Source organism: Pseudomonas sp. SJZ079, from assembly GCF_007993865.1.
GTDB lineage: Bacteria > Pseudomonadota > Gammaproteobacteria > Pseudomonadales > Pseudomonadaceae > Aquipseudomonas.
In genome coordinates this window covers 1-13,644 of sequence record NZ_VIUH01000008.1, presented here as the reverse complement: position 1 = coordinate 13,644, position 13,644 = coordinate 1, and the positions used below count along the sequence as shown (strand labels likewise).

At 65.6% G+C, this 13,644-nt stretch carries 14 protein-coding genes; 7 read left to right on the top strand and 7 right to left on the bottom strand.

Annotated elements, in window-relative coordinates; translation table 11 throughout:
- Positions 1–28: 28 nt before the first annotated feature.
- A complete protein-coding gene (locus FBY03_RS09575) occupies positions 29–928 on the bottom strand; it encodes a DMT family transporter (protein WP_147171968.1) in 900 nt (299 codons plus the stop codon).
- A gap of 188 nt (positions 929–1,116) precedes the next feature.
- Positions 1,117–2,034: a DMT family transporter gene (locus tag FBY03_RS09570; RefSeq protein WP_147171967.1), complete on the bottom strand. Its 918-nt coding sequence runs from the start codon at positions 2,032–2,034 to the stop codon at positions 1,117–1,119.
- 99 nt (positions 2,035–2,133) lie between these two features.
- On the opposite strand from FBY03_RS09570, the gene FBY03_RS09565 reads away from it, so the two are divergent.
- A complete protein-coding gene (locus FBY03_RS09565; RefSeq protein WP_147171966.1) occupies positions 2,134–3,018 on the top strand; it encodes a LysR substrate-binding domain-containing protein in 885 nt (294 codons plus the stop codon).
- A gap of 271 nt (positions 3,019–3,289) precedes the next feature.
- Complete coding sequence (locus FBY03_RS09560) at positions 3,290–4,204, top strand: pirin family protein (protein ID WP_147171965.1); 915 nt, start codon at positions 3,290–3,292, stop codon at positions 4,202–4,204.
- Positions 4,205–4,222: 18 nt separating this feature from the next.
- Here FBY03_RS09560 and FBY03_RS09555 read toward each other — a convergent pair whose 3' ends face one another.
- The 3 genes from FBY03_RS09555 to FBY03_RS09545 all read right to left on the bottom strand — a co-directional run bounded on the left by FBY03_RS09555 (position 4,223) and on the right by FBY03_RS09545 (position 5,993).
- Complete coding sequence (locus FBY03_RS09555; RefSeq protein ID WP_147171964.1) at positions 4,223–4,414, bottom strand: hypothetical protein; 192 nt, start codon at positions 4,412–4,414, stop codon at positions 4,223–4,225.
- 152 nt (positions 4,415–4,566) lie between these two features.
- Entirely contained in the window at positions 4,567–4,983 is a 417-nt protein-coding gene (locus tag FBY03_RS09550; RefSeq protein WP_147171963.1) for a PaaI family thioesterase, read from the bottom strand.
- A gap of 176 nt (positions 4,984–5,159) precedes the next feature.
- Positions 5,160–5,993, bottom strand: a complete 834-nt coding sequence (locus FBY03_RS09545; RefSeq protein ID WP_147171962.1) for an RNA polymerase sigma factor — start codon at positions 5,991–5,993, stop codon at positions 5,160–5,162.
- Positions 5,994–6,569: 576 nt separating this feature from the next.
- Between FBY03_RS09545 and gfa the strand changes: the two genes are divergently transcribed.
- On the top strand, positions 6,570–7,148 hold the full coding sequence (gfa, locus tag FBY03_RS09540; protein ID WP_147171961.1) for an S-(hydroxymethyl)glutathione synthase: 579 nt from the start codon (positions 6,570–6,572) through the stop codon (positions 7,146–7,148).
- 195 nt (positions 7,149–7,343) lie between these two features.
- Here gfa and FBY03_RS09535 read toward each other — a convergent pair whose 3' ends face one another.
- A complete protein-coding gene (locus tag FBY03_RS09535) occupies positions 7,344–8,120 on the bottom strand; it encodes a DUF899 domain-containing protein (RefSeq protein WP_147171960.1) in 777 nt (258 codons plus the stop codon).
- Positions 8,121–8,248: 128 nt separating this feature from the next.
- On the opposite strand from FBY03_RS09535, the gene FBY03_RS09530 reads away from it, so the two are divergent.
- Positions 8,249–9,469 (top strand): helix-turn-helix domain-containing protein, encoded by a 1,221-nt coding sequence (locus FBY03_RS09530; RefSeq protein WP_147171959.1) that lies wholly within the window; start codon positions 8,249–8,251, stop codon positions 9,467–9,469.
- A 35-nt stretch (positions 9,470–9,504) separates the two neighbouring features.
- A complete protein-coding gene (locus tag FBY03_RS09525) occupies positions 9,505–10,161 on the top strand; it encodes a PQQ-binding-like beta-propeller repeat protein (RefSeq protein WP_147171958.1) in 657 nt (218 codons plus the stop codon).
- A gap of 129 nt (positions 10,162–10,290) precedes the next feature.
- On the opposite strand, the gene FBY03_RS09520 is transcribed toward FBY03_RS09525, so the two are convergent.
- On the bottom strand, positions 10,291–11,673 hold the full coding sequence (locus FBY03_RS09520; RefSeq protein ID WP_371920764.1) for an MFS transporter: 1,383 nt from the start codon (positions 11,671–11,673) through the stop codon (positions 10,291–10,293).
- Positions 11,674–11,911: 238 nt separating this feature from the next.
- On the opposite strand from FBY03_RS09520, the gene FBY03_RS09515 reads away from it, so the two are divergent.
- Together FBY03_RS09515 and FBY03_RS09510 are read left to right on the top strand one after the other, a co-directional pair.
- The gene (locus FBY03_RS09515) at positions 11,912–12,808 is read left to right on the top strand and encodes a LysR family transcriptional regulator (protein WP_147171956.1); all 897 of its coding nucleotides are present in this window, start codon (positions 11,912–11,914) and stop codon (positions 12,806–12,808) included.
- A 192-nt stretch (positions 12,809–13,000) separates the two neighbouring features.
- The gene (locus FBY03_RS09510; RefSeq protein WP_147171955.1) at positions 13,001–13,486 is read left to right on the top strand and encodes a redoxin domain-containing protein; all 486 of its coding nucleotides are present in this window, start codon (positions 13,001–13,003) and stop codon (positions 13,484–13,486) included.
- The last annotated feature ends 158 nt before the right edge of the window (positions 13,487–13,644 follow it).

Genomic DNA, 13,644 nt, shown 5'->3' with positions numbered 1-13,644 from the left:
GCCTGCGGCAAATCCGCGACCGCGCTGGCTAGGCGGCCGCACCATCCAGGCGCGGCGCGGGTTTCGCTTTGCGGAACACCAGCACGTTGCCGAGCATCACCAGCAGCAGACCGAGCAACGCCGGTGGCGTCCATTGATAGCCCTCGAGAAACACCGAAATATTCAGCGCCACCACCGGAAATAACACGGTGCAGTAGGCCGCCCGCTCCGGCCCCATGCGTCCGACCAGGGTCAGGTAGGCGGTGAAACCGATCACCGAGCCGGGAATCGCCAGGTACAGCAGCGAACCGACATAGCGGCCGTTCCACTCGAAGCCGAACGGCGTGCCGCTGACCAGACAGATCGCCACCAGCATCAGGGCGCCATACAGCATGCCCCAGGCATTGCTGGTCAGCGGCTTGAGGCCGGCCTTCTGCTGCAGGCTGGAGAGCATGTTGCCGGCGGAGAAAAACAGCGTGCCGAGCAGTGCCAGGCCGATGCCCAGCAGGGTTTCCCGACTGGCCGCATGCCCGGCCAGTTCCGGCCAGAACAGCAGAGCCAGGCCCAGCAACCCCAAGGCGCCGCCGGCCAGTACGTTGGCCGCGACCCGTTGTTTGAAGAACAGCCGCGCGTTCAAGGCATTCCACAGCGTCGCGGTGGAAAAAATCACCGCCACCAGACCACTGGGTATCCACTGGCTGGCAGTGTAGAAACACAGAAAATTCAGGCAGAACAGGCACCCCCCCTGGGCCAGGCAGATCAACTGGCCACGGCGGTCGAGCGTTTGCAGGCGGCCGCTGAGCAGCAGCACGGCGAACAGCACCGCGGCGGCCAGGGCGAAGCGGTAGGCAATCGAGGCGGCGATCGCCACCTCGCCCATCTGCAGTTTGATGGCGATCCAGGTGGTGCCCCAGATCAGGACGGTGAGCAAGTACAGCGACAGGTTCATCAGGTGACTCCCGGTAGATGCCCTGAAGTCTGCGCTGCGCCTGCCGACGGCGCTTGCATAAAGTTGCGGGTTTTGTGGGTGGGGGGCGACTCGGACGAGGCGCGTTAAGCACACATAAAAGGGGCCGAATCAAGGGAACGGAGCGATCAAAAACCAGTCACTCCGCCCTCGTCGATAGCCCCGCTCGCTTACTCCACCGCAGCGGCGGGCGCGCTGTTGGCTGGTGCCTGACGCTTGCCCGTCTGCAGGATGTACACCCCGCCTATGATTGCCACCACCGCCACTAGATCCACCGCGCTGACCGGTTCGTGCACGAGGAAGTAGCCGATCAACAAGGCGACCATCGGCGGGATGTAGGTCACGGCTGAAGCGGCCAGGGCACCGAGTCGCTGCACGATGAAGTAGTAAAGAATGTAAGCCAGGCCGGTGCCCAGCAGGCCGAGCCCCAGGGAGACGCCGGCGAAGGCACGCGCATCCTCGGCAATTCGCTCGATGCCCTGCAGGTCGGTCACCGCGGCGATGACGACCAAGGCAAAGCCGATCTGATAGGTGCACAGCGCCAAGGGCGACATCGCCAACCCGGTCAGGAAGCGCTTGGCATAGACGAACGAGCAGCCCACGCTGAGCGAACCCATGACCATGTACAGCACGCCCTCCAGGTTAATCCCCGCGGCTGCCGCCTCCCAGGGCCGAGCGATCAACAGCACGCCGAGAAAGCCAAAGAGCACCCCCAGGCTGGTTCTGCCGTTGAGCGGTTCCTGACGTAGGAACAGCAAGGAACAGACAAAGGTGAACAGCGGAATCGCGCCGCTCAACATCCCAGCCACGCTGGACAGCAGCAGCGATGTGCCCTTGGCGAACGCGTAGTAATAGATCGCCGTCGCGAGCAGAGCCATCACCAGAAAGTGCTGGGCATAACGCAGGTGACTCCAGCGCAGCGAGCGGCTCAACACGGCGAACAACAGAATCGGCAGAAAGCCGAAGAGCACCCGCAAGAACACGATCTGGCCCGGCGTGATCAAGTCCGCCGCCCACTTCATGAAGATGAAGTTGCTGCCCCAGATCAGACCGAGCAGGCCAAAAGCGAAATAAGCGGTATGTTTCATGACCGGGCCCAAGGTGATTCAAGTGTCGAACGATTGTGTCTGCCCCCACTAAGCGCTACAAACCATAATGCTTGTCTCTTGAGATAGAAAAACTACTCCATGAAACCGCTACCACCGATGAAGGCACTGACGTACTTCGACTCAGCCATGCAGCTGCGTAGTTTTTCTCTCGCAGCAGAGGAACTGAACGTCACCCCCGGGGCCGTCAGCCAACAGATCCGCAAGCTCGAAGACTGGCTGGGTGTCAGCCTGTTCATCCGTCAGGTACGGCAGATCGAACCGACCCCCGAAGGGACCTCGTACTGGGGGCGCATCCAGCCGGCGCTGGCGCAAATCATCAACGCCAGCCAGGCATTGCGCGCCAGCCGGAGCGCGGGTATCTGGGTGACCATGCCGCCGAGCCTGGCAGCCAAGTGGTTTGCGCGGAGAATGTCGTCCTTCGTCTCGAGCCACCCCAGTGTCGCCCTCCACCTCAGCACCTCGACCGTCATGGTGGACTTCGCCGGCGAACCGGTTGACCTGGCGATTCGCTATTTCGACGGCAACGACCCGCAGCTCGACGTGCACCTGCTCTTCAGCGATGAGGCCCGGGTTTACTGCACGCCCGCCTATGCCCAACAACTGAACTTGCAGCAGCCGAGCGACCTGGCCAGAGCCACCCTGCTGCACAACACGCTGCATCCCCATTGGGATCAGTGGCTGGCACGTTTCAGCGGCATGCCGACGGCACAAATTGCCGCGCTGCCTGCCCTGCACTTCGACCAGTCGCTGATGACCATCGACGCCGCCAAGCGCGGGCAAGGGGTGGTATTGACCAGTGCGCTGCTCACCGAGGAGGAGATGGCCGAAGGCAGCTTGATCGAGCCTTTTAGCCAACGCCTGCCGCTGGGCAAGGGGTTTTATCTGGTTCATCAACGCCAGGCCAAACTGCGCCCCGCGGTGCAAGCCTTCAAGGACTGGCTTATCCAGCAAGCCGCGAGCTAGCGGTCTGTACGCCTAGGGTCTGTTGCCGTTTCATTCGCGGCCGCGAATGAAACGGCAACAGACCCTAGCGGCCCAACTCAGAAACGCAATTGGCCAGACGCTAGCGGACTCCCAAAGCGCCAAGCTCGGCCCCCCGCACGATTGACGGTCATACGCCAGAACGGATACTTACCTAATCTGATTAATCTTCCACCGCAGATGTGTGGGCCACGCGGGCGCGTCGTCCGTCCAGGCCGAGAACAGCCACTGGCCAAATCAAGAGGAACTGAGCATGAGCAACCTGACGAAAAACCCGGAACAGGAATGTGACATCGCCCAGGGCTGTGACGCCGTGGAGCTGATCATTCGGCCACGGGACAAGGACCTCGGCGGCTTTTCGGTACGCCGCACGCTGCCCACTATCGGCCGCAAGATGGTCGGTCCCTGGGCCTTCTTCGATCACATGGGTCCGGCGGAATTTGCGCCCGGCCAGGGCATCAATGTCCGCCCGCACCCGCACGTGAATATCGCCACCGTGACCTACCTGTTCGAAGGCGAAATTCTGCACCGCGACTCGTTGGGCAGCCTGCAGGCGATTCGCCCCGGCGACCTCAACCTGATGGTCGCCGGCAGCGGCATCGTCCACTCGGAACGCGAGCGCCCGGAAGTACGCGACGTGGCGCACCGGCTGCACGGCCTGCAACTGTGGCTGGCTCTGCCGGAAACCGACGAGGAAATGCAGGCGGCGTTCTATCACTACCCGGCGGCCGACCTGCCCGCCGTCACGGTCGCCGGGGTTCCGCTGCGGGTGCTGATCGGCGCGGCCTATGGCGTTACCTCGCCGGTCAAGGAGTTTGCCGAGACGCTGTACGTGGAAGCGCATATGCAGGCGGGGCAGACGCTGATCTTGCCGGATGAGGAAGAACGCGCGGTGTATGTCGCCCAAGGTTCGCTGAAGGCGCGCGACACGCTGATTCCCGAGCATTCGATGGCGGTCTTCGCCCAGGAGCCGGGGATCATTCTGGAAGCAGTGGAGGAGTCGCGGATTGCGATTATCGGCGGCGAAAAAATGGGCCGCCGCTATATCGAGTGGAACTTCGTGTCCAGCCGCAAGGAACGCATCGAGCAAGCCAAGCAGGACTGGCAGGCCGGCCGTTTCCCCAAGGTGCCAGGCGACGAGGACGAGTTCATCCCCCTGCCCGAATAGCGCAGGGCCAGCGGACGTTCATCGTTTGAGCAACGACGAGTCCAGCTCGCCGAAGCAGTGGACGATCCGCTCACGCGAGACCTCCGGAAAGGCCTTCTGCGTCAGGTCCACCAGCACGGCCGGCTTGACCCGCCCGGACCTCAACTGACGCTGCATATAGGCGAATACCTCAGCATCGGTGGCCGGTTCCGATTGGTCCTGTGCGCTCATTGCGCCCTCCTCCCTTTTGCGGTTGCTAGCCAAAGAAGCCGGGGTGATGCACTCATCATTCCGGCCTCCTGGATTTTAACCAGCCTTGGCCCGCAGCGGAGCATCAGCAGCGCAAAACCCAGCGCCGCCGCCCAGGCGCCAAGCCCATCTATTCAAGCTTCCAGCGGTACGGAAAAAACCGCACTGGCACGCGCCACCGCCCGCTCGCCCACCCGTAGACTGGCCGTGGCAAAGGCCATTTGCCGACCGCGCTTGGAGTGCTCCAGATGGACCACGACCCACTCGCCGACCTGCACCGTGCCGAGATAGTCCAGGGTCATGCTGGCCGTCACCAGCGGCAGCGGCGGCTCGCTGGAAAAGGCCATGGCGTAGCCCATGCCGACATCCGCCAGGGTCGCCAGCACGCCACCGTGCAAGGTGCCACGACCATTGGCGTGGCGGGGTTCGGCACGCAGGCCGATCTCCAGTTGCAAGCCGCTGCCCCGGCAATAGACCGGGCCGAGCAGGTCGAGTAGCGGGCTGCTGCGGGGCAGCGGGATAAAGCCTTCGGGGATAGTGATATCGGTCATGTGGGCTGCCTCTTGCTGCTCATGTTGTCCAGGATGGCCAGGGCGTGCGGCCACAGGCTGTCGGCGAACTGGCGACGAAAGAAACCGCTGTGGCCGATCCACACGACTCGGCGCATTGCCATAGGCCGCCAAACTGAAGCGGTCGGCGGTGGTCAAGGCGATCACTCGACCACCACTCATTGCCAACCTCCAGTGTGCAATTTGAGCACCGCGCGCACGGTCTCGATGACCCGCTGCGGCACCCGGTAGTCGGGGTGAGCGCGGAACACCGCAGCGGCGTCACCCAGTTCGGTGAGGGCGATCAGTTCGGCCTCCGGCGCGCGGCTCGGGGGCTTGGCCAACCCCAGCCGCTGCGCCTGCTCGACGGCCAGCAGCTGCTTGTCGCAGGTGCAGCTGGCGCAGGCGTTGACCAACCCGCACTGGCGCTGCATGAACTCACCCAGGCGCTGGCGGGCACGCGACAACCGCTTGCGGTAGGCCTCGGGGCTTATCTCCAGCACTTCGGCCGCCGTTGCCGAGTCGAGGCCGAACGTCAGGTCCAGGACATAGGCGGCGCGATGCTCGCGATCCAGGCACATCAGCATGCCCTGGGTACAGGCCAACGCCATGCGTTGCGCGCTCAACTTATCCTCGGGGCCAAGCTGGCGCGCTTGGCCCTCCGCCTGCGCCCGTTCGGCCAGCTGCACTCCGAGGCCGAGCTTCTGCTCCAGGCCCTCCAGCGACAGCGCCGGCGACTCCTTGGCCCGCGAGCGCGCGCTGAGCAGGTAATTGCTGGCGATGCGGAACATCCAGGTGGCGAAGCGGCTGTCGCCACGAAAGCTGGCGAGATGGGTGGTGATGCGCAGGAGGATTTCCTGAGTCGCGTCCTGGGCATCCTCGCGCTGATTGAGCATGCGCATGGCCAGGTTGTAGACCGCCGGCTGAATCACCAGCAGCAGGCGATCCAGCGCCGCCAGCTCGCCCTGCTGAGCGCGCTGCACCCAGGCATGATCGATCTCGGGCAATCTCATAGGCGGCAAACTCCTCGGCTGTTGTCCCAGCGCATCAGGCGCTGCAAATGCTCCGTCCGGTAATCAACGCCCGGGGTCGCATGCTCCAGCTCGTGCGCCATCCGGTTCTGCAGCTCCATCAAGGTATACCCCGTGCCCGGCGAACCGGGAAGTCTGCGATTAGCGGCGCACTGATAGCGCAAGGTTCGCCGCAGCGAAGCGCGCCGTACGCCCCACGGCCAGGTCTGCGCAGCTGCACCGCGCGGGTCAAGGGAAACGGGCATAGCAAAGTCCTCGTCTGAACCGCCCGGTCTGGCGGCTGTTAACTCTTTAGACTCGGCGGCGGCGACATTTGTGACTGACGCAGTGCAACTGCCTGCCGCTGCGCTTGAGCTAATCGGCGCGAAGGCCAAGGGGCCGCTCCTGCTCACCTCTTGTTCCCCTCCCCGCTCACCTCACCCGGCAAGCCGCCGATCGCCCCGATCTGCCCAGCGCCAGCAACGCGAGAGCTGAACTTTACCCGGCAGAAAAAGATCAAATGCAGGTTGAGATTTAACCCAGGTGCACTCGTCGTTTTGACTACTCAGGAGATCGGCAATGACTCGCACATTTTCGCTTCACCCATTGATCGACGGCGGTATCCAGGCGGGTTCAAGCAGCTTTACCGGCGGCACCCTCGCCTGTCACTGCGCCAAGGACCCCGTGCGAGTGAAGGTCGACTCACAATCGGCGCACAACCATGCCTGCGGCTGCACCAAGTGCTGGAAGCCCAAGGGCGCGCTGTTCTCCCTGGTGGCGGTGGTGCCGCGTGACAAGCTGAAGGTCACCGAGCATGCGGAGAAGCTGGCAGTGGTTGATCCCAAAGCTACCATCCAGCGGCACGCCTGCAGCCAGTGCGGCGTGCATATGTACGGCCGCATCGAAAATAGCGGGCACCCCCTCTACGGGCTCGACTTCATTCACACCGAACTGTCGGCAGACAGGGGATGGTCCGAGCCGAAATTCGCAGCCTTTGTCTCCTCGATCATCGAGTCGGGCGCCGATCCACAGGCGATGGGCGCGGTGCGCGCCCGGCTGAGGGAACTCGGCCTGGAACCCTATGACTGCCTGTCGCCCGACCTGATGGACGCCATCGCCACGCACACCGCCAAGGCCTCCGGCGTACTCAAAAGTTGAGGTAGCGCGCTGCCAACTTGGTAGATAGCGCCGCCACCCAATGCCGACCTGGACGCAGCGTAAACGATCGTCGGCGCGGCGCTAGCGCCCAAGACCAGCGCCACGCCAAACAAGGCTCGCCGGGACGCTCGCGGGCAAGCCAGGCGTTGTGCGAGGGGCCGTCCTTCGGTTGTGCCAAGCACCGCCCTGACTGGCTCAGCGCTTGGCGTATTCGTCGTGACGGCGCCACCAGACGCCCGTCTCGTTGCGTCCTCTGGGGGCGCGGTCGAGCCACTGGTACATGGCCCAGAGGCCGTCCAGGCCGCGCGCATAGGTGGAATAGCTGTGGTAGACGACGCCGTCCTCGAGTACGAACGCGCTCATGCCCGGCCTATCGCGTTGGTAGGTGGCCGGGTCGGCTCCGTTCAGCGCCACGAACGCGGCCTCCGCCTCCTTGCTGCCAGCCTCCTGCCCGCCGCGCCACTCGAATGCCGCTTCGCGCCGGTAGTTGTAATCGATGCCCGTCTCGCGCTGTTGCTCCTCGCTGAATGAAACGCTGAAGTCGAAATTGAAGTCGCCGCGGAGCGAGGACGCCCAGGGAAAGCTCCAGCCCATTCGCCGCTTGTACGCCTGCAGCTTGGCGAGCGGCGCCCGCGACACCGCCGCAAGCGTGACGTCGTGGTGCGCCAGGTGGACGGCGACCCCGTCGAACCCGTCCGCAATCGCCGAGCAGGATGGGCACCCGGCCTGGTAGTCGGGGCCGAACATGAAGTGATAGACGAGGAGCTGCGAGCGCCCTCGGAACAGGTCTGCCAGCGAGGCGCTACCCTCATCGGTCGCGAATCGGTACGCCTTGTCGACGCGGACCCAGGGCAGTTCCTGGCGGCGCCGCGCCAGCTCGTCGCTGCGCCGCGTCAGTTCCTTCTCCGCCTCGAGCAACTCGAGCCGAGTTGCCAACCACTGTTCACGTGTCGCGGTCAGGTGCTGGGGCATTGTTCTTCTCCCGGTGAGTGCCCGGCGTGGTTCGCTGCGTTCGCGATACGCCGGGCTGGTTGCTGGTCGTGAGATAGACTAGGCAGCGGGCAGCGAACGGTGGGAGTGACAACTGTGGCGGGATTCAGATGGACTCGCTGATCACCGCAGCGGCGCGTGCGCTGGCGACGGGTGACCCCCTCGGCGCACTGAACCGGGTCGCCTTGCGCGACGACGCGCCTGCGCTCGCGCTGCGGGGCATCGCGATGGCGCAGCTCGGCGAGTTTGTGCGGGCGAAGGCGCTGGTGCGACGTGCGGCGCGTGCCTTCGGCACGAAAGAGGCGGTGGCCCGTGCCAGGTGTGTAGTCGCCGAGGCCGAGATCGCGTTCGTCTCGCGCGACCTGGGCTGGCCTGCGAAGGCGCTCGACGCCGCGCGGACGACGCTCGAAGCGCACGGCGACCGGGTCAACGCCGCGCATGCGCGGTTACTCGAGGTCCGCCGCCTGCTGCTGCTCGGGCGCCTCGACGAGGCCGAGCAGCGGCTCGCCGAACTCGACCCCGCGCCCCTCCCACCCGCCTCCAGGGCCGCCTTTGAGCTGGTCGTCGCGGGGATCGCGATGCGCCGCCTGCAGACCCAGACGGCGCGCGCTGCGCTGGCGCGGGCCGGGCGCGCCGCGCGCGACGCCGGCATCCCGGCGCTGGCGGCGGAAGTCGACAGTGCCTCCCGCGTCCTGGACATGCCCGCGGCGCGCCTGATCGCGCGGGGCGAAGAGCGACTCCTGCTGCTCGAAGAGGTTGAGGCACTACGGCTGTCCGGGGCGCTCGTGGTGGACGCCTGCCGTCACGCCGTGTTCGACGCGGCCATCCAGGTGTCACTCGCCCGGCGTCCGGTGTTGTTCGCCCTTGCCCGCGCGCTGGGCGAAGCCTGGCCCGCCGACGTGCCGAGGCACACGCTGATCTTGCAGGCATTTCGCACCCAGTTCGCCGATGAAACCCATCGGGTGCGGTTACGCGTCGAAATCGGACGACTGCGCGCGGTGCTGCGCACGCTGGCTGAGGTGACCGCGACGAAGCGCGGCTTTGCCCTGGCCCCACTCGGCGCCGGCGCGGTGGTGGTGCTGGCGCGGCCCGTCGAAGAGCGGCATGCGGCGGTGCTCGCCTTCCTCGCCGACGGTGAGTCGTGGTCGAGTTCGGCCCTGGCGCTTGCGTTGGGCGCCAGCCAGCGCAGCGTGCAGCGGGCGCTCGAGGCGCTGGCGGCCGCCGGCAAGGTGCAGGCGTTTGGGCGCGGACGAGCACGGCGTTGGCTGACCCCGCCCATGCCGGGATTCACGACGACCTTGTTACTCCCCGCGCCACTGCCCAGTGACTAGGATGCGCTTCACTACCGAGTGATCAGGAGGGCAACATGAAGCGATCAACAGCCAACATCATCCGTGAGTACGGGCCCTTTGCGGGTGTCGACGGCGTGCATGGCGTCACCTATGACGGCCACCACGTCTGGTTTGCCAGCGGAGACAAGCTGAACGCACTCGATCCGGCGAGCGGCAAGACGCTGCGCTCGATCGATGTCGCCGCGCATGCCGGCACGGCCTTCGACGGTCAGCACCTGTTTCAGATCGCCGAGGACCGCATCCAGAAGATCGACCCGCAGACCGGCCAGGTACTCGCCACGATCCCGGCGCCCGGCAGCGGCAACTCGGGGCTCGCGTGGGCCGAAGGGACGCTCTGGGTGGGGCAGTATCGGGACCGGAAGATCCATCAAGTCGATCCGCAAACCGGGGCGATTCTTCGCACCATCGAGTCCAACCGTTTCGTCACCGGGGTCACCTGGATCGACGGAGAACTCTGGCACGGCACCTGGGAAGGCGACGAGAGCGAGTTGCGGCGGCTTGACCCGCGCACCGGAGCGGTCCTGGAGAGCCTCGAGATGCCGCCCGGCGTCGGCGTGTCGGGACTGGAGTCCGATGGCGCCGAGCGGTTCTTCTGCGGCGGCGGTGGCAGCGGCAAGCTGAGAGCCGTCCACCGACCCAAGCGAGACGCCGTGGCCGGCAGCGACTCCTAGCCCCTCTTCGACGCCAGCCGCAGCTAATCGAGGTGGCCCTCACCGGCGGGGCTCGGCGCCGTGGCTTGAGCCCAGGCCTGACTGGCCCAGACCAGCAGGCCCAGCACAGTTACGCAGATGGCGCAGCGCTTATGCCGGGTCACGCCCAGCCTCCGGCTCAGGCGTTGGATGCTCGGCGCGCCGCGCAAGAGCCTGGCTGGCAAAGGCGATGGCGAGGGCGATGACCACGAGCAGCGCGGCGACGGCGAAGGTGATCCGCATGCCGGCCGCCACAGCCTCAGGTTGCGCGCTGGTAATGTCGGTGGTCGCCGCGCCGAAGGCGAACACGCTACCCATCACGGATGCGCCGGTGATCAGCCCGAGATTGCGCGACAGGCTGAGCAGGCCGGAGATGACGCCGCGCTGCTCCGCTCGAATATTGGTCATGACCGCCGTGTTGTTGGCCACCTGGAACAGCGCATAGCCGGCGGTAATGACAACCAGCGGGACGATGTAACCCGGTACGCCGAAGCTCGTCGGCAGCATGGGCAGGATGGATGCGCCGACCGCCATGCCGCTGAGCCCGACGCTGCTCATGCGCTGCGCGCCATAGCGGTCGACGAGGCGCCCGGCCGGCACGCCCATCACCGCGGCGACCAGCGGACCGCACGACATGACCAGCCCGACCCGGGCTGCGTCGAGCGCAAGCGCGCCGGTGAGGTAGAACGGCCCAACCACCAGGGTCGCCATCACCACGCTCGCGACCAGGGCGCTCATGGCGAAGCCCGCGCTCAGTAGCGGATCGCGCAACATCGCCAGGCGCACCAAAGGTGAGGCTGCTCTCGCCTCGGCGAACACGAACAGGCCGGCGCCGCAGACGGCAGCAAACAGCAACGCCAGGTTGAGCGCAGCGAAACTGCCGCGCCCGGTCGTCATGGCGAGCGCATAGGCCGCGAGCGTCAGGGTCAGCAGCAGCGTACCCACAAGGTCGAAGCCAGGCCGCTGGGCCTGCGTAACCCGGCGATCAGCGGGCAGGCAGCGATACGCCAGCAGTAGCGCCAGGATGCCCAGCGGTACAGCGATGAGGAAGATGGCTTGCCAACCGAAGCCGGCGATCAACACGCCACCGAGCGATGGACCGAGCGCGGTACCAATCGCCGACATGGTGCCGAGCAGCCCCATGGCGCTGCCGGTCTTTTCTTTTGCAACCGCCTCACCGACCAACGCCATGGTCAGGGCCATCATGCTGGCCGCACCGAGTCCCTGCAGCGCCCGGGCGGCAATCAGCAGCCAGAGCGTGGGTGCGACGGCGCATAGGCTTGATGCCACAGTGAATATGAAGATGCCGGCCAGCAGCAGTCGGCGGCGGCCGATGAGGTCACCGAGCCGTCCGACGCTGACGATCAGGGCGGTGATGGCAAGCAGGTAGGCGAGCACCACCCACTGGACTGCCTGGAAGGAGGCCCCGAACGCCTGCGCCAGGGTTGGCAAGCCGACATTGGCGATGCTGATGCCGAGCGAGGACAGCAGCATGGGCAGCGCCAGGCTGCCGAGCACCCAGCGAACCGAAGGGGTCCGTTGCGCACTCTCAGCGACTGCCTGCTCTGCTGTTGCAGCGCTTGGCTCTGACATGAACTTCATTGCTTCGACCTCAGACACTAGTGAGTGTCAGGATCGTATGCCTGCGCCTGATGCGGCGGAAGACGCACTGTTTGCAATTTATTCGTGCAGCAAACGCCATGTCACAGCCAGATATTGCTATGGTTGAGGCATGTCGATGCCCGATCTCAACTTACTTATCACCTTGGATGTACTGCTCGCCGAAGGCAGCGTCGCGCGCGCCGCCCAGCGCTTGCGGCTGAGCCCGTCGGCCATGAGCCGGGCGCTGGCGCGGTTGCGTGAAACGACGGGCGACCCGCTGCTGGTCAGGGCCGGACGCGGTCTGGTGCCGACGCCCCGAGCGCTGGAACTGCGCGAACGGGTCAGCCAACTCGTGCAGGACGCCGAAGCGGTGCTACGCCCCGCTGAGACGCCCGACCTCAAACGGCTGGTGCGCACCTTCACGCTGCGCACCCGCGAGGGCTTTGTGGAAAACTTCGGCCCGGACCTTATCGCCCGCATCGCCGAACAAGCCCCCGGCGTGCGGCTGCGCTTCGTGCAGAAGCTGGATAAGGACAGCGCCCAACTGCGCGACGGGAGCGTCGACCTGGAAACCGGTGTGGTGGGGACCAGCATGGGCCCGGAAGTGCGGGCGCAGGCGTTGTTCCGCGACCGCTTCATTGGCGTGGTGCGCAGCGGGCACCCACTGAGCCAGGGCGAGATCACCCCCGCCCGTTATGCGGCCGGCCGGCACATCAGCTTCTCGCGGCGAGGTCTCGACAAGGGACTGATCGATGAAGCCTTGAGTCCGCTTGGCCTGGAACGGCAGATCGTCACCATCGTCGGCGGCTTTTCCGCCGCGCTGGCCCTGGCCCGGGCCTCCGATCTGATCGCCAGCGTTCCCGAACGCCATACCGGGAATCTGCGTGCCGGCATGCATAGCTTCCCCCTTCCGCTGCCGCTACCGGAAATCACGATTTCCTTGCTCTGGCATCCGCGGATGCACGCCGATCCGGCCCATCGATGGCTGCGCGGTCTCGTGCGGGAGATCTGCACGGCGAGCCGCTGAGGACAGTGGATAAACCGCAACAGGTACCGCGCCGCCCCCCGGCGCTGGCATGAAGTTGCGATTATGCTGAGCAGAACCACCTGCGCTGCTGATTACCGGTCATGCCCCTGCTGGCAGTGGCTGCAGGTTGGCCAGTAGCCCAAGCAACGGCCCAAGCGCAAGTCGCAATAGAGGGTTGTACAGGAGCCCGACATGACACGCTCACGCACAGCGGCACCCGAGTGGCAGGTAGAGCGCTGGTTCAACACTCAGCAACCGCTGAGCCTGGCCAGCCTGCGCGGCAAGGTAGTGGTCCTGGAAGCCTTTCAGATGCTCTGTCCCGGCTGCGTGAGCGAGGGCTTGCCCCAGGCGCAGCGGGTGCACGCCACCTTCTCACCCGATCAGGTGGCGGTTATCGGCCTGCACACGGTCTTCGAACACCACCAGGCGATGACGCCGGTTTCCCTGGAAGCCTTCCTGCACGAGTACCGCATCCATTTCCCGGTCGCCGTCGACTTGCCCGACCCGCAGGGCTCGACCCCACGCACCATGCGGGATTACTCGATGCGCGGTACGCCCACGCTGATTCTGCTCGATGCCGAGGGCTGCATCCGTCAGCACTACTTCGGCAAAGTCAGCGACCTGGCACTGGGTGCGGAAATCGCCCTGTTGATCGCCGAGGCCGCAGAGCAAGCCTGATTGGCCAAGGCCTTGCGCTAGGGTCTGTTGCCGTTTCATTGCGAGCCGCGTTGCCGCGAGAACTGGCCCCCGATTAGGCGCAGGACGCAGGTAATGGTCATTCCCTTGCCAAGTCCTGCAACAACAGCGGGGGCCATTTCCCGCGCAACCCGAAGGGC